Origin of the sequence: Priestia sp. YIM B13551, assembly GCF_042787905.1 — a bacterium.
GTDB lineage: Bacteria > Bacillota > Bacilli > Bacillales > Bacillaceae_H > Priestia.
Genome location: NZ_JBHZOX010000002.1, coordinates 926,074 through 948,099 on the forward strand (window position 1 = coordinate 926,074; position 22,026 = coordinate 948,099).

Genomic DNA, 22,026 nt, shown 5'->3' on the forward strand with positions numbered 1-22,026 from the left:
GAGGTCTTTTCTTTTATTTCACTAGCTTTTGCTCAGCTGCAGCTGAACCTTGACTTCGTTTGTGGAATCCTTTTGCATAGTACGCGATAATAAGACCGATAAACCATAATGGTCCGATGACAACTGCAATTCTAGTATCTGGATTATATGCCATGAGAACCACCACCAGCGCTAGGAACGCAAGTGACACATAAGATGTTAACGGAAATAAAGGCATTTTATATTTCAGCTTTGCCTCTTCACCTGTTTTTAACGTTTTGCGATACTTAATTTGAGAAAGCAAAATAATTCCCCATGTCCAAATCGCACCGAATGTTGCAATGCTTGTTACCCACGTAAATACTTTGGCAGGCACAATGTAGTTTAACGCTACTCCCACTAATAAAGCACCCGCTGATGCTAAAACAGCTTTTCCCGGTACGCCGCCTTTTGTAAGCTGGCCGTATCCTTTTGGTGCTTCTCCGTGCTCTGCTAAGTTAAACAGCATACGGCCTGTACTAAAAATACCGCTGTTACAAGAAGAAAGAGCTGCTGTTAGCACAACAAAGTTAATAATACCAGCCGCCGCTGGAATGCCGATTTTTTCAAATGTTAATACAAAAGGGCTTCCCTGTGAACCGATTTCTTGCCACGGATAAATCGACATAATGACAAATAATGCACCAACGTAGAAAATAAGAATACGCCAAAAGACAGAATCAATCGCTCTTGCTAGAGATTTTTCCGGATTTTTCACTTCTCCCGCGGTAACGCCGATCATTTCAATTCCTAAATATGCAAACATGACCATTTGCAGCGACAGCAAAATGCCTTTAAATCCGTTCGGGAACAGTCCGCCGTTGTCCCACAAGTTTTTGATACCAGTCGCAACGCCGCCGTTGCCGATTCCAAACACAATCATTAATAATCCAACGGCAATCATTAATACAATCGCTAAAATTTTAATAAGTGCAAACCAAAATTCCAGTTCACCATATGCCTTAACAGCTAAGAAGTTAACCGTTGTCATGATAACAAGCGCCGATAACGCCCAAATCCAGTTTGGTACATCTGGATACCAATACCCCATATAAATGCCAACGGCTGTAATTTCAGCCATACATGTTACAACCCATAAAAACCAGTAGTTCCAACCTGTTAAATAACCGGCAAGCGGCCCTAAATAGTCGCGCGCGTACTTACTGAATGAACCTGCAACAGGTTTTTGAATCGCCATTTCTCCAAGTGCTCTCATAATAAAAAACATAATCATTCCGCTAAATCCGTACGCCAATAATATCCCCGGTCCTGCTAATTTAATAGCAGATGCAGATCCAAGAAACAGCCCTACCCCTATGGCTGCTCCTAAGGACATCAGCGTCACATGTCTTTCTTCTAACCCGCGTTTCAATTCTTTCCCCTGAGTTTTCCCCTGCATAAACGTCTCCCCTTTTTCCAATCTGTCAAAACGAGATGAACACAGCCTTTTTTGTTAGCGCTTTCATATAAGTTTGTGCTAAAAGACAGCTAGGCTGTATATTTGTATTCTATCACCTTTCTCTCACTTTTCTTTTGTCGAAAAACAAAAAAATTATCTTATCATTTTGTTTAAACGCACAATTAGACGTAGACACTGCTATTTTAATATGTATTTATTATTGCACCTAAGCAATAGTATTTTAAAAAAATAGAAAAACGCCGACTCAACTCCGTCAGCGCATCGTTCATTTTATGCTTTTTTTATAAAAACTAGCATTTATCTCGCGGGTTCAAAAGTTTTACAGCCAGGTTCTTCCGTTTCAGAAAAATGGTGACTACTTTCAGGACTCACAACGTAAATGGACTCTGCACTGCATTTATTTCCGGATTTCCAATACATGCACTCATTCACTTCACATAATACACCTTGGGCCACTGTTACCCCTCCTTTGCTTGTCTTATCTATTTACTACCCGAAATATAACGATTCTAACATTTTCACGCAAAAAAACCGCTTGTTTATCAAGCGGATCTTTTTATTGCGTGTGTTCAACATACTGTTTTTTAGCTAAATATAACTCACGGCTCAGCGTGATCCGCCGTTCTCTCAAGTGCCTTAATTTAGCCTGAAATTGTTCGTTAGTTGGCTCTTTTTGAATCAAGCGATACGTAAAAGAAATATCTTCATTTAACTGTTTAAAATCTTCCCATATCTCTTGAACTAGGGCGGATTGTTTTTCTTCAAATGAACGATTTTGCTGCGTTTTTAGCGCGGCTAAAGTTTCCTGCTGCCACGTTTCGTCTTTTATTTCTTTGGCTAATAAGTATAGATCTAAATAATCATCAGTGCTTAACGCTGTTTGTCTACTGTTCAATGTCCTCACCTTTTCTATACGAAATGTTTCTTCCTAAGAAGAGGATTTCATCATAGAAAAAGATTCCTCTTCTTATCTGTCAGAGCTAGGCTATGCTGGAATTAGCACCATTCAATAATTGTGGTTGCTGAGGCTTCAAAGGGCCAGTCCCTCCACCTCTCTAGATAAGAATATTTCGTTTTTGAATTATTTCTGACTATTCTAATATGTTTTATAGGTTACGTCAATAGCTTTTCAATAAAAAGAAAAAAGAAGTAAAATATGGTATGATTTCATAAAGGATGGTGAGCACATGAAACGATATATGTTATCTGCTTTTTTGGGAAGCTTGCTGCTGCTTCTTACTATTGCTTTTTCATCTACTTTCCATATTGCAATTGTCAAAACAACGGGAAGCATCGGAGGAATTATTTTAGCTGCGGCAGCTTTAGTTATGAACGCGCTTGAAGATCCCCCTTCCTCAGATAATACAGGTGGAGGAGCCGTTGAAGTACTAGATAAAGGAGCCGTTTGGGCTACTTATTTACTTTTACTTTCACTGCCAAACCTCATCGCGTGTATAACATCTTATGTTTTATGGACTCGCTGATATTCACCAACGTTACGGACGTTTTACCACCTGTAAGGTCATTGATATTTGTTTATCTACAAATCCAAGGTCACGATACACATGCTGTGCAAAATTCCCAGCATGAACGCTGAGTCTGATTTCAGGGTATCCTTTGATAGACAATTCATCAATTGCTTTTTGTATTAACGGCTTGGCTAAACCTTGCCCGCGGTATTCCGGTACAACATATAATTCGTAGATAAAGCCAATTTCTTCTTTTGAAAAGAAGTCGGTAGATGGGCCGATAAGAACCCAGCCTGCGAGTTTATTTTCTTGTCTTGAAACTAAATAATAACAGCCTTTTTCAAAGGCACTACCAACTAGTTCATTTACGCGTTCAGCTGACGGATGAAACTGCTTCATTGTTCCTTCAAACAGCGCATCAGCAGATTTCGTCCGAATTTCCTGTAATTCTTCTTCAGTAGCTTTTGCAATCATTATGGATCTCTCCTTTCGTGTTCGTTTTCTACATGCGAGGATAAATTCCTGCAAAATAAAAGTCTTCGCCTAGGCGAAGACTTTTATTTAAATTCAAAATGCTCTTGATGATTACCTTGTTCGTCCGTCCAGTTGATCATGATGTCTAAGCTTGCCGCTTTTCCAGGAACAGCAAAATTCGCATAGCGAAAACGCTGACCGCTTTTGCTTAAGTTAGACCTTTCAATAGGAGAAAACAAGCTGTATTTCGCCTTATTTTTTCCTTCGTGCCGAAAAGCTTGGACCTGCACGCGCTCTACGTCTTTCCCAATGTTTTCAACGGTTAATCCATATGTATGATAGACGTTATTTTTCCACTTTAGCTGATTATCTCCCGTCATGCTCGCTTTTGTCAGTTCAACCGACCATTGTTCAGATGATTTCTTCATTGGAAGCTTCTCAATCGAAAGAGCGCTGACATGAATGGCTGCAAAAGCAAGCCAGACAAAACAAAAAGTGCTGACTGTATAAAATAGTCTTTTCATAGATTTTGATCTCCTTAGAAATTTTAGTAGTAGCATTTCCTGTTCACTTAAAAATTATGATAAACGCTTTAACAAAAAAAAGCCTCTCCATTTAGGAGAAGCTTCTTAAATTAATGCATAAGCAAATCTTTTTGTTTGTCTAATGAGTGTTTTGTATATAAATCTCTTTCAATCGCATATTTAGGACGCTGTTTCACTTCGTTAAAAATCTTGCCAATGTATTCTCCGACAAGACCCATTCCCATTAGCTGCAGGCCGCCTACAAGCCAAATGGATAAAATAAGAGACGTCCAGCCGATTTGCGTATGATCTAAATATTTTTGAATCAGCGCATAAATACCAAACGCAATACTAAAGAGAAAAGAAGCTCCTCCAAGCAGCGTCAATAAGCGTATCGGCGCTACGCTAAAAGATGTAATCCCATCGAATGCAAAAGCAAGCATTTTCTTTAACGGATATTTTGATTCGCCCGCCGTCCGTTCTTTTCGGTCATATGTGACTTCCGTGGAGCGAAATCCTACTAATGGTACAAGGCCTCGTAAAAAGACGTTTCCTTCTTTATATTTCATGAGTTCGCCAAGAGCACGTTTGCTCATGAGACGAAAATCAGCGTGATTTTGAACGAGCTGAATTCCTAGCTTATTCATAAAACGGTAAAACCCTACTGCCGTGGTTCGTTTAAAAAATGTATCGGTTTCTCTGCTGTCTCGAACACCATATACGACTTCATACCCGAGCCAATATTTCTCCACAAAGGTACGAATGACGCTGATATCATCTTGCAAATCTGCGTCAATGGAAATGACGCAATCAGATTGCTTATGGGCTGCTTCTAGTCCTGCGAGCAAAGCATTTTGATGTCCTACATTTCGCGCTAGCTTTAACCCTTTTACAAATAAATTGCTGCAGCTTTCTTTTTCAATAAGCGACCACGTGCTGTCTTTGCTTCCATCGTCGACAAATAAAATGGTGCTTTCACTCGATACAAGACGTTCATTTATCAGTTCTTTTATTACAGTAGTTAATTGAAAAGATGTCTCTGTGAATACTTCTTCTTCGTTGTAACATGGAACAACAATCGTTAAAATAGGTCTGTTCATGTTATTGCCCCCTTACTTTGCTTCATATACATACACTTTCCAAGCGGACTGTTTATCGTTAAATGCTTTTAAAAAGTGCAAACCGTCACTTTCAGCATTTTCGATTGGAACAGCTGAAAAGATATAGCGACCGCCCATTTTCTTAAATTGGCTGATATTAAGCTGCAAATGACGGATTTTTTTCGTTGAGTCTTTTCGGTAATCATATTTTTTCCCTAGCTCGCTAACAAACACATAGCAGCGGTTGCCCCAGTGATCATAGTAGCTTTCTAACTTTTTATTTTTATCAAGCTCTTTGGCAATGATTTTGCGAAACTCATGTTTATACGTTAACGGATAGAAGTTGTTATACGTATCTAGCGTATAAAAGCCGTTATACTGAGCAATTGATGGATGAAGCCCAATGCTTGCTACCCGATAAGATGATTTAGGTTTCCCTATATATCTGCTGATTTCATCGAATTGATGGACAGCATAAAATTCTTTGACTGACGGCTCGTGATTGTAGCGATAATAAAGCTCAGGGTTCGCTATAAATAACACAAGCAGCTGTAAAACCAAACACACCCACACAAACTTTTTCCACGCTTTGCCCCGCTTCCATAAAACATAGCCGCCAACGGCAAACATCAAATAAATAATGAGCGGGCGTAAAAAATGAAATCTAGCAAAGTTAAACGTATTTAAAAGCTGAAATTTTTCTTTTAGCGGCTCCCATCCTTTATAAAACCAAAACGCATACCAAATCGACAGTAGTAGATTAAGAACAAATAACTGCAAAAACGTTTTTTCAAGCTTTCCATTCTGATTGCGAGCGACAATCCACAGTACAATAAAAGAAAGCGGTAAAATGACAAAGGTATGAAGCGTCATTACATGTGTATGCCCAAGCGTATAGTTCTTCAAAGTAAGGCGAATGGAATGTCCGAAACTTAGAGTAGAGCTTAAAAATTCATTTCGACTCGTCGGGGCCTCCGGAAACAAAAGAGAATCAACAAGCCGGTATTCAATGAGCAGAAAGACAGCGGTCATCGCTGCAATACTGCTTAAAAAAGGCATATTCCACGCTCGTTTTTTTACTGCATCTCTTAGCCATAGCAGCCCCATCGCTGCTAAAAAGAAGAAAAACCCTAGCACAAAGCTCGCGTAAAACGGAAGCAATAAAAGAGTAAGCCATTCCTTCCACGTTCCTTCGCGGTTTCGAATGGTTAAAAACGCCCACAGCGCCAGCGGCTGTCCTAATGTACTCAGCATCCCCGAAGGCCAAAAAGGAGTAAGTGCAAAAGCAAGTGATACAAGCACTCGAATCGCATAAGCATCCTTGCTTTTGATAAAATGCTTTTTTAATAATAAGTACATTCCAATTAAAGCAAATACGCGCGTGATCGTTTGACTCAGGCTGTATGCAAGCATGGTCGGGAATAAACCATACAGCCACTGAATACCGCTAAATTCTGTTCCAAACGTATTCCTCGGCAATCCGTTAATAATTTGAGGTAATACGGCATGACTGGAGCCAAACAGCTCTCCGCTTCGATGCAGAACTTTATACCACGTAATATTTGAGTCTAAATTATCGTGCACGCGTATATGTGAATTTTCCCCAAGCAAAAACATAGGGGATACATACGCAAGCAGCAAAAGGAAAGCGATAATAAGCAATGTTTTTTCTTTATTCATAGCTGTTTCTTTCTTCATCTGTTAACACCTATTTCCATTTCATAATTGCTAGAAGCTAATCGTGTATGACGGCTGCTTCTTTTTTTGCATTGAATACAAAGTATTTTTGACCCGTATAATTTAAAAGCGTATACAGACCTGTTCCAATCAATATACCGACGTCTTTTTTGAACGGACGCACAGCAGCAGGAAGTTGGTGCAATAACCAGCTGGAGAACTGCAGTCCAATATAGTAAGATAAACCGTAGCAAACGCCAATAACCAAAATAAAACGCAGTATGCTTTTAGATAAATGAACTCCGCTTTTAAACGTAAATATTCGATTTAATACGTAGCTAACGACTGCCCCCGCTGCGTTGCCCACAAGCGTTGCTGCCCAGTAATGATGAAAGATATGAAGCAGCACATACATAATGGAGAGACCTACTCCTGTATTGACCAGCCCTACTACTAAAAAACGTACAAAAGATCCTTTCATACAAACTCCTTTTGATTTTGATACTTTCATGAAAATTACATATTATTACTTTAAATACAGTTTCAGTGTAGCAACTCCACTTAAAAATCTAATGAAAATAACATTAAAAACAGATGAAAAAAAGTTAAAAGAATCAATAAAAATCAGGATTCTTTTAGCTATTTAGTAGAGCCTTCAATGATTAATTTTTGGTCGCTTTGATTGTCAAACGCATCCACTGCCGCTACTTCTATTTGATACGCAGTATGAGGCTGCAAACCTGATAACGGGAGACTTAGAACATCCGGAACAGGATCGCTGTAATATTGAGAAAATGCATTATATGTTTTGACCACTTCTCCAGTTTCTTTATTTTTGACGGTAATGCGATAAGAATGAACCATCAGATTATCCACCGCTTGCGTAAACTGGGTATAAAGCTGATTCGATGAAGCTTTTTCTTGTATAACAGAAATAGTAGAGCTTGGAAGAAAAATCGGTTTTACTAAATCTCGTTCATTCGTGTAGTGAAATTTTTTTGAATCTGCAGGTATGTCAATTTTCCACGCTTCTCCTGTCCACTTATTTGCGTGAAAATCTCGCCTTTTAACTACTACTTTTCGATTATAAACCTCTACAAGAAGACCTTGACTCACATCTCGGTAGCCAGGAGGAAGTTCACCTTGTAAATATCCAGCACCAGGCCATATATACCGAACAGAAGACGTTGCAAGAGATGTAAAATCTCTTTGAAAAATAGTACGAGGATCGTCCAACGGATGGTGGGTATGACCAGAAAATGTAATGACTTGCGGATAAGGTTTTAACGTATTGTAAAGAAGCTGTTCATTCACTTCTATCCCCCATCTGTTTTTCCCGTACAGTGTATTGTTAATAGGCTGATGAATAAAGACAAAAATCGGTTTTTTAGGATCGTCTCGCTTTGCTATCTTCAGCTGTTCTCCAAGCCAGTTAATTTGTTTGATTGAATAATCACCGGCGGTCAGACGGCTTTCTGTTCCAAGCATGATAAAATGATACCCTTTTATCACTTGATGAAAATAAAGAGCTTTCATTTTGGTTTTAGATAAAAAACGCTGCTGCGCTTGCTGATTAGTTACGCTGTCCCGGTATTCATGATTACCAATTGTAAAAAGAGATACGGCCTGCGGCTGTTTATTTTGATTATAAATAGAAAAAAAGCGGTCGTATTCTTTTAACGCGCCGGTATCAGCCAAATCTCCTACTACTACAAATGCATCTTGTTTCGGTGCCTGTTCATTTAATTGCGTTAATGCATGTTGAAAAGTACGCAAATCAAGCGTTCCTGTTTCCTTAATATGAACATCACTGATCACAGGAAAAACTAGCTTTGGTTCGATGTATCCGCTTCGTCCGCTCTTCTCTTCGGCTCGTACGTTTAAGGTAATACCGCATATAAGAACACTTATTAATACTAAAGCGAGCCAGTCTTTTTTCAGCGTTTCCATAAAACCGCCGAGCATGATGCTTCCTCCTTTCTTCACTGCTGCGTCTCAGTCATTTTCTCTACGTGTATGAGCTTTTATTTTATGTAATTTCAAAATATCTAATCGTATAGTTTCAATATTTCTTTTCGTGTTTGCACACACTATGTTCACAATCAATTCATTACACTTTTCCTAGTCATAGTGGTATGATTTTCGTATATTACAGACTAATTGTTGAAAATGTAGGAGTGAATATTTTGAAAACGGTCGCTGTTATTGGAGGAGGAATTACGGGCTTAACCACTCTGTACTATTTGCAGAAACTAAAACGAGAACGTAATCTCCCGCTTAAATTATTATTACTAGAGAAACATGCCCATCTAGGAGGGAAAATCAATACGCGTGAAGCTGGGGAATTTATTATGGAAACAGGGGCGGATTCTATTGTAGCTCGAAAAGAAAATGTTATGCCCCTGCTAGAAGAGCTGTACTTAACAAACGATTTAGTCTATAACGAAACGGGCAAATCGTTTATTTACTCTGCTAATGAGCTGCTGCCCATTCCTGAAGATACCATGTTCGGTATTCCAACAAGCATAGAATCTCTTTTTAAAAGCGAGCTGATTTCTTCAAAAGCTAAAATTACAGCTTTAAAAGACTTAATCACTAAAAATACAACGTTTACGAAAGACAGCTCAATTGGACTCTTTTTAAAACATTTTTTAGGAGAAGAGCTAGTAGAAAAGCAAATTGCACCTATTTTATCCGGCGTCTACTCTGGCGATTTAGACAAACTCACGATTTCTTCGACTCTCCCGTATCTGCTCGACTACAAAAACACGTACGGCAGCATCATCAAAGGAATGGGAGCCAATGAAAAGAAATTTAAAACGGCAGGAAATAAAAAATTCATTTCGTTTAAACAAGGTTTATCAACGATTATTCACCGCTTAGAAGAAGTGCTTTCTGATGTAACGATTTTAAAAAATACGCCAACCACCAGCATAAAACGGGACGGTGAACGTTACCAAATCAGTACGCCGGAGCAAGCCTATTCAGCAGATTACGTGGTGTTAGCTACACCGCACACGGCTGCTCAGCACCTGTTGAACGATCCTGAATTAAACGAAGACTTTGAGCAGTTAAAAGATTCTTCTCTAATTAGCGTATACATGGGTTATGACGTTCCAGACGAATGCCTTCCTGCTGAAGGCACTGGATTTATTGCCTCTCAATCAAGCAACTTAATCGCCAATGCCTGTACGTGGACGAGCAAAAAATGGGCTCACACTTCTAAGCGAGGGAATTTGTTAGTTCGCCTGTTTTATAAAAGCACGAGCCACCACTTTGACAGACTGCGGATGATGTCAAAAGAAGAGCTGCTAGCAGTGGCACAAAAGGACATTGAAAACAGCTTAGGCATCAAAGAGCAGCCCATTGAAAGCGATGTAACCAATTGGGATAAATTGATGCCTACCTATCACCTTAAACACGGTGAACTCGTACGCAGCTTGACTCAAAAATTGCATGACAAGCACCCCGCTATTACATTAGCCGGCTGTTCTTACTATGGAGTAGGCATTGCAGCGTGTATAACAAACGGCAAACAAACGGCTGAAGCTATCTCTCAACAGTTGACTTAAAAAAGGTTTAAAAACAATAAAAGGCCTGAAAATAATATATTATTTTCAGGCCTTTTATTACCTTTTCGTTAGCATATAAAGCTACTTTCCTTACTATTAACAACTCTTTTATCGCTTTTCTTTTTGCAAAGCAGCAGTAGCAAACAATACAAGATAGCGCTCGTCTGAAGTTAATCTAAGCCAATGTTTCACTTTATATCTCACAGGTTTCCGCTCCCTTCCTTCAAGGTTTTATATGAAAAGACTTTATATAAAGGTTCAATAACGATAAGAAATGATGCTTGATATGTATTTTATTCCCACGCCCGCTTATTTACAAACTTTTTTAAACGTAAGACTCTTCGTTTATTTCCCTGAAAATAACACCGTTTTCGCCATTATCATCTTACTATTTGAGAAAAACGTGTACATTTATTTCCTATTTTGACGAACATTGCGATAAATAAAAGCTGCCAATTACGGCAGCTTTTATTTTAAAGGACTAATCTAATTATATTGCCTGATGGATCTTTTGTGATGAAATCTTGGTTTTCTTTAGACACAGCTGCTCCAATTTCACGAAGCTGATTTATTGCCTGCTCCCTTGCTTCTTCAACTGGAAAAACAAGTGTAAATGACTCTAAACCAACGCTGCTTTCAAGAGGACTAGGCGCTCCAATTCCATTCCAAACGTTTAGTCCGATGTGATGATGATAGCGCCCAGTTGAAATAAACAATGCTTGATTATGGTAATTGCTCACAACCTCAAAACCTAATCCATTTCGATAAAAGTTTTCCGTTTGTCCTAATTCAGAAACGTGAAGATGAATATGTCCCATTAAGGTAGCTGAAGGTAATCCTGTCCATGGTTTACCGTTTCCTTCAGCTAATATCGCTTCTGCATCTAAAGGTTTTGTAGCCATTACTACTTCACTGTCATTCCATTCCCATGTACTTGACGGACGATCTCGATAAATCTCTATGCCGTTTCCATCTGGATCTGCCAAGTACAGCGCTTCGCTCACTAGATGATCAGACGCCCCTTGAAGCGGATAACCGCTATTTAACAAATGCTGCAGTATACTTCCTAAATCAGAACGAGTCGGCAACAATAGAGCAAAATGATATAAGCCTGTTGTACGAGGCTGTTTTGCTGTAACGTTTTCCGGCTGTTCAATCGATAACAGCGCGGTGCGTCCATCAGCTGTTAACAGAGCTTTGTTCTCTTTTCTCCCTAAAAGTTTAAACCCGATTATTTGCTGATAAAAAGCAAGTGAGCGCTCTAAATTTTCTACTTTTAAATTTACTTTCCCAACAAATACATGAGGTGCACGGTGAAAATTCATGATTATTTCTCCTTTTTAATATATCATTTTTTATTCAACTTACTTTATGTAACTTATTATATTTTTATAACTTTATTTCGTCAAGTTATTTATTTTACTATCATAACTTAAAGCTTATATCACTGCACAACCAATTGAATAAGCCCGGCTGCTCATAACATAGTATGAACAGTCGGGCTTATTTATCATTATGTATAAACTATCAAAACAGTTCTCTGCTTTTGCGTTTGATATTTCCATTAACAAAATACTGTATTCTCTCTTTTTGCTCATTTGTCGGCTTTTTATATGTTTCACATTCAAACTGAAAACATGCTTTTTCTAAATCGACTTCATTTCCTACAATTTCTCCAATCGCACTCAATTGGTTTAAATCTCGCCAAAGTTCCTCAGGAGTTTCAGGGTCAAAATGAGATGAGAGATAATACTGCGCATCATATTTTTTAAGCTCTCTCTGAATCCGCTCAAAGTCTTCTTTATCATAACTCCAGTCACCGCTATAAAAATCTGGACATAGACAATCACCTAAAAACAGGACTTTTTCTTGGGGTATGTAGACAATAGACGAGTCCTGCGCGTGTACTCCTCCAATATGCTGAATACAACAAGTGATTCCACCTAGGTCAACTTCCATATGATGATGAAACGTTACGTCTGGCTCCTGTAAAATTAACGCCTCTCGACTCGGCATTTCTTTCTTGATCATATCCCGGCAAAATTCAATTTCCTCCCCCTCCTGGACGCGTTTATCCAAGGAATCATCATCCCAGCGCAGTGTCTTTAAATAGGCCAGCTTTTTCTTTGTTAAATGATGGCTGATTGTATACTTATTCATTGCATGAATGCCAAATGTATGATCCCAGTGCCAATGCGTAATAGCTACTCCTTTGATTGGAGGGACGCCCATTTTTTCCACTTCTTCTAAAAATGATGATGCATGCGCAGAAGAATTCCCGGCATCTACGATGAAACTATACTTCTCCCCGCAGATAAGCCCGAGCACCGGCCGATCCGTTTCTTCAGAATGAGGAAAGTAATAAACGTAATCCGTTAGTTTTTTCAGCATATTTACACCCGCTTTATATAGTTTAATAAAAGCCTTTTCACCAAATGGTAAATAATGATAAATAAACTGTATCATACTCAGTGCTGCTTGCCTATCCAATTAGCTGATATTGGACTTTTCTTGAAGAGCCATGACTTTTTCTAGCTCTGCTGCTTTGTACTTTAAGAAGATCATCACACTAATCATCACAACCATTCCTCCCACTAACTGAGAAACAGTTGTCATTTCTCCAAGCAAGAAATAAGCGAGAATGATGGCACCAATTGGCTCGCCCAAAATAGCCATTGAAATCGTTGTAGCATCTACGTACTTTAACAGCCAGTTAAATAAGGCATGACCAAAAATATTAGGAATAAGTGCTAAAAGCAAAAAGATCCACCAATCTTTTATGTCATATTGAATCAGCGATACGTTTGTACAAATATTGTAGACAAATAGAACCAGGCCACCGATTAAAAAAACGGCGAAGCTATAGATGATTGAAGGCATTTTCCTGCATAATTCTTGCCCCGCCAGCATATGAACAGAAACAGCTACTGTACCTAAGACAGAAAGTAAGTCTCCGTAAAGAGCCGTTTTGGATACTCCGATATCTCCCGATGCGATAATCACTGAGCCGCTAACAGCAATTAAAATGCTGATGATTCCTACTTTGCTTGTTTTTTCTTTAAATAAAAAATAAGCTCCTATCACTACGAAAACCGGCTCAAGCGCAGTCAAAATCATAGCGCTAGCAACTGTTGTATGTGAAAAAGACTCCATCCAAAACAGAAAGTGAAGCCCTAAAAACACGCCTGATACAGCTAGCATTAGCCATTCTTTTAACGTGCTGTTTTTAAAAAGAATTTTCATTTCCCTCCATGGTAAAAACGGTAAAAATAAAAGGACCGTAAACAGCAGTCTATACATTCCTAAAATAGAAGCAGGCGCCTCCGACCATTTAATTAAAATAGAAGAAAAAGAAACGGCTACTACACCGATTAAAAGAAAGACAGGAGGCGGTAAAGGAAGAGTTGCTTTATTCATGCCATTACTCCTTTTAGAATCTCTTTTTTCATATTTACTACGGGAATATCCACTCCGTCTCTATGTACGATTTCTTTTTCCTCTATGTAAAAGCCGATTGATTCATACAAAGCTATATTACGAGAAACACTCATTCGCACCTTGCATGATAAACTTTCCTTGCCACACTCTTTGGCGTATGTTTCTAACCATTGAATAAGCTGTTTAGCCATTCCTTTTCCTTGAAAAGTAGGAATAACAGACAGGCGGTAAAAATATAAGCTCGTTTCTTCTAGCGTAAAACGCGCCATCGCTACCGGCTTATTTTCGACGTATAAAATGACAGCTTCTTTTCCGTGCTTTAACGATTGCATAATAGATTCTATCGTTTCATCAAGAGCACTGGACGATGGGACAGAATCGCGATAGACGGAGAAGGCTTGCAGCATAAGATCGTGAACTATAGCAGCGTCCTCTGGCTGTGCTAAACAGTACTTCATAAATTTCACCCTCTTTCTATAAAAATTAAGTATATCGAATTATTATACAACACCACCTATTTTTTTCCTACATCTTTTATTGATTTTTATTAGGAGAAATAACCTCTTTTTATGCTTTTATGCCTTCTTAACTTTACTCCATTAATCTATTAATTCATTAGCACACACTCTTGAGAACTTTTTGTCGAAATGGTTAAAATTCTGTTGGGAGGGAATCATCATGACATTTTCTTGGCTTATACCTTACATAGCCGTGTCACTTATCATTGTCTTAATACCAGGACAAGACATGATTTTTGTAATGACACAAAGTATTGCTTCAGGCGTCAAAGCAGGCATCAAAACCGTATTGGGATCTATTACGGGAACCTTTGTACATACTCTTTTAGCCGCAGTGGGGCTATCTATTATCTTTCAAAAATCAATTATAGCCTTTACGATTCTAAAAGTTGTAGGCGTTCTGTACCTGCTGTTTTTAGCATACCAATCGTTTCGCGAAAAAAGCGGTCCATTGGAATTAACAGAAAACGTTCAGCAGCACCATCACTTTAGAAAAGGATTTGTTAGCAACTTAACCAATCCAAAAGTAGCTATTTTCTTCATCACGTTCTTACCGCAGTTTGTTAATTCGTCTCTTGGACATGTAAGTTTGCAGATGATTTTGTTTGGTATCATCTTTATCGCCGAAACGCTCATCATCTTTTCACTTATTGCGCTATTTGCTTCTGGCCTTGGGAAAAAAGTCAAAAAAAGCCGTATCTTTCAGCACACATTAAAATATGTAAAAGGAACGGTTTTTGGCGTACTTGGCCTAAAACTTTTATTTTCTAGCAACAATTAAGTAAAACAAAATGAAATTTCTTTCATCCCTGCTGTTATCGCCTTTTCATACCCGCTTCATTTGTCATATCACCCTATTTTTCCATGTGAGGTTAGTTGACAAAAGACCAAAATTATTATTTTATATATATATAAGGTTCAGATTTAGCAACAAGATTCGACAAGGATAATGAAGAAAAACAGCGGGGAAATAGGGAGATCTATCTAAATAGAGGGAAAATTCTATAAATTCACGTTTTTTATTATTATTCTACTATAATTCATGAAGAGGTGAAACTATGCAAGAAGTAGTTCAAGGTTTTGTTAGTTCAATCAACGAATTTCTTTGGTCCTACTTACTGATTGCGATGCTGATTGCATTTGGTTTGTTTTTTACATTCAGGTCAAAGTTTTTACAAATTCGGTTATTAAGAGAAATGATTCGTGTATTAAAAGAAGGTGCGGATAGCTCTTCTAAAGACGGAATTTCGCCATTCCAAGCATTTTGTATCAGTATGGCAGCCCGCGTTGGTACGGGGAACATTACAGGTATTGCGATTGCGATCGCTTTAGGGGGACCTGGTGCTGTATTTTGGATGTGGGTGCTTGCCGTTATCGGTTCAGCTTCAGCATTTATCGAAAGTACATTAGCACAAATATACAAAGTAAAAGACAAAGACGGCGGCTTCCGAGGCGGACCGGCTTACTATATGGAAAAAGGTTTAAAGAAGCGCTGGATGGGCGGACTGTTTGCTGTCTTAATCACTTTATCATTCGGCTTAATTTTTAATGCTGTACAATCGAACACGATTACTCTTGCTTTTGAAAATGCGTTCGGAACAAATCGTTTAGTGTTAGGAATTATTATGACAGTGGCTTTCGCTGCCATTATTTTTGGTGGAGTTAAGCGTATTGCAAAAATGTCAGAATATATTGTGGTAGTACTGGCTGTTGCCTACATTGGCGTAGCACTCTTTATTATTATTATGAACATTCAAGAGATGCCTTCTCTTATTGCGTTAATCGTAAAAAATGCATTTGGTTTCGAGCAAATTGCCGGAGGTTCTCTTGGAGCAGCTCTTATGCAAGGAATTAAACGCGGATTATTCTCAAACGAAGCGGGTATGGGTAGCGCGCCAAACGCTGCAGCTGCTGCAACAACAAGCCACCCGGTAAAACAGGGATTGATTCAAGCCTTTGGTGTATTAACGGATACGCTTATTATTTGTAGCAGTACTGCCTTTATCATTTTACTTTCAGGTGCTTACACAAATAAAAATTTAAGCGGTATTGAGTTAACACAGGCTGCTTTAAGCACTCACATTGGTTCTTGGGCAGCAGGCGCTCTTGCGATTATGATTTTCCTATTTGCTTTTAGTACATTAATTGGTAACTACTACTATGGAGAAACAAATATTGAGTTCTTGAACACAAATAAAGCTTGGCTGATGACTTATCGTGTTGCTGTACTTGCAATGATTGTGTTCGGTTCTATTTCTCAAATTCAGCTTGTATGGGATTTAGCAGATCTGTTTATGGGCTTTATGGTAGTAGTCAACTTAATCGCAATTCTCCTGCTGTCAAAAGTTGCCTTTGCCGCACTCAAAGATTATCTTGCCCAAAAGAAAGCTGGAAAAGACCCTGTCTTCTATCAAGACAGCATTTCTGGACTTGATAATATTGATGCGTGGGATCATTCAAAAGATAAATCCAGCTCGAAAAAAGCGATCTAACAAAAAAAGCCGTGAATATTCACGGCTTTTTTTATTGTGCATATTTACTTCTTTTTCTTTCTTCTAGTGAAGCAGTCTAAGACTAACCAAATACCTATAGTATAAATAAATCACGCTGTACGGAATCCAGTAGGAAAAAAATGTCCAGCCGAGATTCCACCCGTTTCCGTATATAACTCTTTCCATATGCACATACGTTCCTTCTAAAAATGTTGTAAACAGCGCAATAAGAAAAATAAAAAAATAAGGTTTTCCGATTCGCTGGATTAAAAAAATCATATAGCTGGCCAATACAGGATAGACGCCTAAATTAAAAGGCAGCGCCTCTAATGCTTCATTTTCTAAAGAAGTGCGGAGTTTCCAAAAGCCATAATAACTCCCTAATTCATTGACAATGATTGCTAAAATGCAAAAAGCAGTTCCTACTAAAGGCATTAAACGACGATTTTTAGGATGTAAATAAAGTGTGCCAAAAATCCAAGGTAAAACAAACGCCAGCGCTATATTGATAAGCAAGAATATCCGACCTTTTTCTTTCTAGTATGCCACACCGTTTCTTTTTCTAATCATCTCTTTATCTTGAACGCAGCAAGCGTAAAAGCACCTTATCTCTCATCATTAAAACAGAGTGCTTACTTTATGATTACTGTGGTTCGTCCCTTGCTTCTTCCATTTATTTCAATGAAACAAATTCAGCGTCTTTTTTCTGGTAATAGTTTTGAACTAAACGCCCTGATAAAGCGGCTAATACCTGCTGAAATAACATCCCTAGTACGACGGGTACAGCAACGGGAGCTGGAAAATAAGATACGGCTAATACGGCTCCGGCGCTAATATTTCTCATGCCCCCGCAAAACGTAAGCGTCACAACTTTTGCTCGGTCCCACCTTAGCCATTTACCAATCATCCAGCTAAAGAAATAACCAGCTGAACTCATTAAAAAGACGATCACGATGATAAACAGCAGTTTTTTATCGATATGTTTTAAATAAGGGGCAATCACTCCCCCGTTTACCATGACCATCACACTTAACCCTATTTTTGAAACAGGTGCCAGCTTTGGTCCTAATGTCTGCTTAATTGTTCCTTTTGTATATTGATTTAAGCACATGCCTAACAGAGATGGAAGGACAATCATAAAACATAAATCTTTGACTAGCTTTAGCGCTTCCAAATGCACGGTGTCTCCAACCACCAATAAAAGCGTATAAGGAACGATAAGCGGCGCTAAAAGAGTATCAATTAAAATAATGGACAGCGCAAGAGGAATGCTTCCTTTGTAAATAGAGACCCATATAAAACTAGTCACTCCGGTTGGAATAATCGCTGCTAGTAAAAGGCCCGTGCTTGTAAATACATCATGCGGAAAAATCACCTGGCCAACGCTCCAAGCCCACGCTGGCATAAAAATATGTAAAACAAACAGGGCCATAACGATTGGAAATGGACGGTGTATGGTGGCGTTTAACTGCTGAAAATTTGAGTTTAAACTTCCAGCAAACGTCATTAATGCAAAAAGCCATGGAATTAAAAAGGTATACTGACTCAGTGACGAACCGATAAGCACTCCTATGAGTAAGCTGACCGGCGTAATAAAGGGCATCAATTTTTCTAGCATTCTATTTAATTGACTTAACAAAGCTTCTCCCTCCAACGAACGTTTTAAATAAATAATAAGATAAATTAATGTTTATAATATCACCTATTTATTATACAACTTATTTTCAGACTATTGTCTGTCTCTTTTACTAAAAAGAGATATATTCATAATTATCACTTAAATAGATTTACGGGTATTTTTATGCTATTTTAATAGGGAAGAAGCTTTTAAAAAGCATGAATTTAGGGTACAGTACACTCTACATAGAAATGCTTTAATTGACGGATATAAATGAACTGTAGCACAGTTTTGGTAACTAGGAGGATTGTATGGATTTTTTGAAGTCTCTGTCATCTTTAGATGATTGGAAAAAAATCGTGATTGCGATTGGGATCTTTCTGATCTTTTTAATTCTTCGCAAGCTGTTCACGACTTATTTGTTTAAGTTTATTATTGGTTTTGTCAAAAATAAAAAAATCAATTTAATTACGAGCGTTTTAGAAGCTTTTGAAAAGCCGCTGCGCTGGATTTTTGTGATTATTGGTTTCAAGCTTGCTCTTCCCTATCTTCCCTTTGATGTTTTAACAGCCGACACGGAAAGACATTTAGTTCGTTCAGCTTCTGTTGGCCTTGCAGGATGGGGCTTGTATAATTTAGCTGCTTCTACCAATTTATTTTTTGCAACGTTTGCCAAAAGCTTTGATATCCAAGTGGATCGAATCATTATTCCTTTTATTGAAAAGTTCATCCGCATCGTTGTTGTTATGCTTTCTATATCCATCATCGCAGAAGAATGGGGTTTTAACGTAAACGGCTTTGTAGCGGGTCTTGGGTTAGGTGGTCTTGCTTTTGCCCTAGCCGCAAAAGACACCGTTAGTAATTTATTCGGCGGAATTGTGATTATTACCGAAAAGCCTTTTACTATTGGAGATTGGATTAAAACACCGAGTGTTGAAGGCGTTGTAGAAGATATTACGTTTCGAAGCACCAAAGTTCGAACGTTCGCTCAAGCAGTCGTAACGGTTCCAAATGCTACTCTTTCTAATGAGCCTATTATCAACTGGGCTAAGATGGGAAAACGTCAAATTGCCTTTCATTTAAACTTGAATTATAATACCCCAAAAGAAAAGTTAGAAACCGTAGTGACAAGAATTAAAAAGATGCTGACGGAGCACGAAGAAATTCACAATGAAACGATTCTTGTAAATTTTGACGGCTTCTATGAATCTAGTCTAAATATCTATCTGTATTTCTTTACAAATACAACCGTTTTTGCTGATTATTTAGAGGTAAAAGAAAATATAAACTTCGAAATTATGGACATTCTTGAAGAAGAAGGCGTAGAATTTGCTTTCCCTACGCGCACACTCATCGTTGAGCAGGACGGAAAGCTTTCTGGCAATCCAAAAGAATTTCTAGAAAGTGCTCGAAGCTAAAAAAAGCTGACTACTAAGTCAGCTTTTTTTCCTTTCTTTTTTAGTTTGAAATGAACATTTGAGTCCAGTAATGGCCGTAGCTTCCACCTTTAGCGTAACCTACTCCGATTTCGGTAAATTGACTCGATAGTATGTTTTTACGGTGACCTTCGCTATTCATCCATGCGTTAACCACTTCTTTTGGAGTTGCTTGTCCAGCAGCGATATTTTCACCTGCTGTACTGTATGTAATACCAAAGTTTTTCATCATGTCGAACGGACTTCCATATGTAGGCGATGTATGACTAAAATAATTTTTATCAATCATATCCTGCGATTTATAGCGAGCAACGCGAGCTACTTCCCAATTAGACTTTAAAGGCTTAAGTCCTACTTTAGCACGTTCTTGATTCACTAGCTGAACCACTTGCTCTTCGTATGAACTTCCTGCTTTATCGGTTGGAATAGTAATTTTCTGTCCCGGATAGATCGAATTAGGATTTTTAATAGCAGAATTCGCTTCAATCAGCTCGGAAACGCCAACCTGATATTTTACTGCTATTTTCCACATCGTATCTCCCGATTGAACGGTATGTACGGTTGCTGCTTGCGCAGTGTTATTAAGACCAAAAGCTAGAGTGACAGACAACAGTGTTACTAATAAAAGTTTTGATAGAGTTTTCATACTTTTATTAAAGCAAATTGATTTCAAGATTCATAGCGGTAATATTATCCCTTAGTTCCATCATATGACTTTATCATCTTCTCAGCACGCTTTTTTCATAAGAAAGGCGCACTGCTCTTTTGCAATGCGCCTTTTTGTTACGAAGATAAAGCCTGTGACTGGTTCATGTCCGACACATTAACCGCTTCATCCGTGCTTTGATGCACCTGACGTTTTTTGATCACATCAATATATTGAATGTGATGGCCTTCCATTTTCGTAACGGTAAAGTCATACTGATCAAAGCTAAGGCTTTCTCCTTGCTTGACGTCATATTTTTCCGTCAAGACCCAGCCTCCAATTGTATCAACATCCGTATCATCAATTGTTGTGCCAAGCAGCTCGTTAAGCTCACTTACTAATAACTTTCCATCTACAATATAATGATCGGGTTTGACTTTCTGAATTAATGGAAGTTCATCCGCATCAAATTCATCACGAATTTCACCGACAATTTCCTCTAAAATATCCTCTACTGTTACAATCCCTGCTGTTCCACCGTATTCATCAATTAAAATAGCCATATGGATGCGTTCACGCTGCATCTTAAGCAATAAATCATGAATAGGAATCGATTCAATTACTTCAATAACAGGACGGATATACTGTTTTAAATCTATTTTTTCCTTGCTGTTGTTCATGACAATCTCGGTTAAAATCTCTTTCATATTGACCATTCCAATAATATGATCTTTATCTCCATCGATGACCGGATAGCGGGTAAACCGCTCTTCTTGAACCATCTCAAGGATGTATTCGACTGTATCTTCCTGGTCAATCGAAACGACTTCCGTACGCGGCACCATAATCTCCTTGGCAACGCGATCATCAAAGTCAAAAATTTTACTTACATATTTAAACTCCGATTGATTGATTTCACCGCTTTTATAGCTTTCTGATAACAAGATGCGAAGCTCTTCTTCACTGTGTGCAAGCTCATTTTCTGAAGCAGGCTTTAGACCAAATAACCCTGTTATTAAACGAGAAGAACTGTTTAATAGCCAAATGAAAGGATAGGTTACTTTATAAAAGAGTATAAGCGGACGAACAAATAATAAAGTGACTTTCTCTGCTTTTTGAATTGCAAATGTTTTCGGAGCAAGCTCTCCGACCACAACGTTTATAAATGTAACAACCGCAAAAGAAATCGCAACAGATAGTACTTTTGTTAAAGCTCCGCTTATCCCTAGTTGATCAAGTAATGGTGAGAGGAGATGCGAAAGTGTAGGCTCTCCTAACCAACCAATTCCCAGCGCAGTAATCGTAATACCAAGCTGACACGCAGATAAGTATTCATCTAAATTTGAAATAACTTGCTTCGCAGCTTTTGCATTGCTGCTCCCTTCTGCTATAAGCTGATCCACTTTGGAACTCCTCACGCGAATAATCGCAAACTCGGTAGCAACGAAAAAAGCAGTTAATGCAATCAGTACCGCTAGTAAAATCAAGTTAAATATGTCCAATCAAGTTCCTTAGCTCGTTTAAAAACGAGTAAGGACTCACCTCCTAAAAAATAAAAAATTTGGATAAAGAACTCTATCCCTGTACTGATCACTTGGAAAAGTGCATATAAGGAGGAATCACA

General features: G+C 38.4%; 22 protein-coding genes and 1 riboswitch. Of the genes, 5 read left to right on the forward strand and 17 right to left on the reverse strand.

The features are described from left to right. Positions 1-13: 13 nt before the first annotated feature. The 3 genes from alaP to ACFX4N_RS14400 all read right to left on the reverse strand — a co-directional run bounded on the left by alaP (position 14) and on the right by ACFX4N_RS14400 (position 2,333). Positions 14-1,417, reverse strand: coding sequence for an alanine permease AlaP (gene alaP, locus ACFX4N_RS14390; protein WP_013058652.1), 1,404 nt, complete (start codon positions 1,415-1,417; stop codon positions 14-16). A 318-nt stretch (positions 1,418-1,735) separates the two neighbouring features. Next, a complete protein-coding gene (locus ACFX4N_RS14395) occupies positions 1,736-1,894 on the reverse strand; it encodes a DUF1540 domain-containing protein (protein WP_082611771.1) in 159 nt (52 codons plus the stop codon). A 100-nt stretch (positions 1,895-1,994) separates the two neighbouring features. Further along, positions 1,995-2,333, reverse strand: a complete 339-nt coding sequence (locus ACFX4N_RS14400) for a hypothetical protein (RefSeq protein ID WP_057273880.1) — start codon at positions 2,331-2,333, stop codon at positions 1,995-1,997. A 69-nt stretch (positions 2,334-2,402) separates the two neighbouring features. Next, positions 2,403-2,504: riboswitch (SAM riboswitch) on the reverse strand. Between the two features lie 121 nt (positions 2,505-2,625). Between ACFX4N_RS14400 and ACFX4N_RS14405 the strand changes: the two genes are divergently transcribed. Next, on the forward strand, positions 2,626-2,922 hold the full coding sequence (locus ACFX4N_RS14405) for a hypothetical protein (protein WP_013058654.1): 297 nt from the start codon (positions 2,626-2,628) through the stop codon (positions 2,920-2,922). Between the two features lie 12 nt (positions 2,923-2,934). On the opposite strand, the gene ACFX4N_RS14410 is transcribed toward ACFX4N_RS14405, so the two are convergent. The 6 genes from ACFX4N_RS14410 to ACFX4N_RS14435 all read right to left on the reverse strand — a co-directional run bounded on the left by ACFX4N_RS14410 (position 2,935) and on the right by ACFX4N_RS14435 (position 8,647). After that, positions 2,935-3,381, reverse strand: coding sequence for a GNAT family N-acetyltransferase (locus tag ACFX4N_RS14410; RefSeq protein WP_013058655.1), 447 nt, complete (start codon positions 3,379-3,381; stop codon positions 2,935-2,937). Positions 3,382-3,464: 83 nt separating this feature from the next. Further along, positions 3,465-3,905: a hypothetical protein gene (locus ACFX4N_RS14415; protein ID WP_013058656.1), complete on the reverse strand. Its 441-nt coding sequence runs from the start codon at positions 3,903-3,905 to the stop codon at positions 3,465-3,467. Between the two features lie 110 nt (positions 3,906-4,015). After that, a complete protein-coding gene (locus tag ACFX4N_RS14420) occupies positions 4,016-5,005 on the reverse strand; it encodes a glycosyltransferase family 2 protein (RefSeq protein ID WP_057273881.1) in 990 nt (329 codons plus the stop codon). Positions 5,006-5,017: 12 nt separating this feature from the next. Further along, a complete protein-coding gene (locus tag ACFX4N_RS14425) occupies positions 5,018-6,703 on the reverse strand; it encodes a DUF6044 family protein (protein ID WP_057273882.1) in 1,686 nt (561 codons plus the stop codon). A gap of 37 nt (positions 6,704-6,740) precedes the next feature. Further along, the gene (locus ACFX4N_RS14430) at positions 6,741-7,163 is read right to left on the reverse strand and encodes a GtrA family protein (RefSeq protein ID WP_377261657.1); all 423 of its coding nucleotides are present in this window, start codon (positions 7,161-7,163) and stop codon (positions 6,741-6,743) included. Between the two features lie 158 nt (positions 7,164-7,321). Then, positions 7,322-8,647: a metallophosphoesterase gene (locus ACFX4N_RS14435; protein ID WP_377261660.1), complete on the reverse strand. Its 1,326-nt coding sequence runs from the start codon at positions 8,645-8,647 to the stop codon at positions 7,322-7,324. A gap of 221 nt (positions 8,648-8,868) precedes the next feature. Here ACFX4N_RS14435 and ACFX4N_RS14440 point away from each other — a divergent pair, with 221 nt between their 5' ends. Further along, positions 8,869-10,254: a protoporphyrinogen oxidase gene (locus ACFX4N_RS14440; RefSeq protein ID WP_377261663.1), complete on the forward strand. Its 1,386-nt coding sequence runs from the start codon at positions 8,869-8,871 to the stop codon at positions 10,252-10,254. Positions 10,255-10,727: 473 nt separating this feature from the next. Here the strand turns inward: ACFX4N_RS14440 and ACFX4N_RS14445 are convergent, their stop codons facing one another. The 4 genes from ACFX4N_RS14445 to ACFX4N_RS14460 form a co-directional block, all read right to left on the reverse strand. Continuing rightward, entirely contained in the window at positions 10,728-11,579 is an 852-nt protein-coding gene (locus ACFX4N_RS14445; RefSeq protein ID WP_063672540.1) for a VOC family protein, read from the reverse strand. A gap of 202 nt (positions 11,580-11,781) precedes the next feature. Continuing rightward, positions 11,782-12,720 carry an MBL fold metallo-hydrolase gene (locus ACFX4N_RS14450; RefSeq protein ID WP_328126352.1) on the reverse strand — a complete coding sequence of 313 codons (939 nt, stop codon included), beginning with the start codon at positions 12,718-12,720 and terminating at the stop codon, positions 11,782-11,784. A gap of 24 nt (positions 12,721-12,744) precedes the next feature. Then, entirely contained in the window at positions 12,745-13,671 is a 927-nt protein-coding gene (locus tag ACFX4N_RS14455) for a DMT family transporter (RefSeq protein ID WP_377261667.1), read from the reverse strand. Continuing rightward, positions 13,668-14,150, reverse strand: coding sequence for a GNAT family N-acetyltransferase (locus ACFX4N_RS14460; RefSeq protein WP_377261670.1), 483 nt, complete (start codon positions 14,148-14,150; stop codon positions 13,668-13,670). The genes ACFX4N_RS14455 and ACFX4N_RS14460 overlap by 4 nt, the downstream gene beginning before the upstream one ends. Positions 14,151-14,370: 220 nt before the next feature. Between ACFX4N_RS14460 and ACFX4N_RS14465 the strand changes: the two genes are divergently transcribed. Then, complete coding sequence (locus ACFX4N_RS14465; protein ID WP_013058667.1) at positions 14,371-14,991, forward strand: LysE family translocator; 621 nt, start codon at positions 14,371-14,373, stop codon at positions 14,989-14,991. 277 nt (positions 14,992-15,268) lie between these two features. Then, the gene (locus tag ACFX4N_RS14470) at positions 15,269-16,702 is read left to right on the forward strand and encodes an alanine/glycine:cation symporter family protein (RefSeq protein ID WP_029323894.1); all 1,434 of its coding nucleotides are present in this window, start codon (positions 15,269-15,271) and stop codon (positions 16,700-16,702) included. 63 nt (positions 16,703-16,765) lie between these two features. Here ACFX4N_RS14470 and ACFX4N_RS14475 read toward each other — a convergent pair whose 3' ends face one another. Beyond that, a complete protein-coding gene (locus ACFX4N_RS14475; protein WP_013058669.1) occupies positions 16,766-17,218 on the reverse strand; it encodes a CBO0543 family protein in 453 nt (150 codons plus the stop codon). Between the two features lie 157 nt (positions 17,219-17,375). After that, positions 17,376-18,341 (reverse strand): bile acid:sodium symporter family protein, encoded by a 966-nt coding sequence (locus ACFX4N_RS14480; protein ID WP_013058670.1) that lies wholly within the window; start codon positions 18,339-18,341, stop codon positions 17,376-17,378. Between the two features lie 290 nt (positions 18,342-18,631). Between ACFX4N_RS14480 and ACFX4N_RS14485 the strand changes: the two genes are divergently transcribed. Next, on the forward strand, positions 18,632-19,738 hold the full coding sequence (locus tag ACFX4N_RS14485) for a mechanosensitive ion channel family protein (protein WP_057273888.1): 1,107 nt from the start codon (positions 18,632-18,634) through the stop codon (positions 19,736-19,738). Between the two features lie 40 nt (positions 19,739-19,778). On the opposite strand, the gene safA is transcribed toward ACFX4N_RS14485, so the two are convergent. Continuing rightward, a complete protein-coding gene (gene safA / locus ACFX4N_RS14490) occupies positions 19,779-20,402 on the reverse strand; it encodes a SafA/ExsA family spore coat assembly protein (RefSeq protein ID WP_078082276.1) in 624 nt (207 codons plus the stop codon). A gap of 137 nt (positions 20,403-20,539) precedes the next feature. Continuing rightward, the gene (locus tag ACFX4N_RS14495) at positions 20,540-21,904 is read right to left on the reverse strand and encodes a hemolysin family protein (protein ID WP_028415084.1); all 1,365 of its coding nucleotides are present in this window, start codon (positions 21,902-21,904) and stop codon (positions 20,540-20,542) included. Positions 21,905-22,026: the final 122 nt, after the last annotated feature.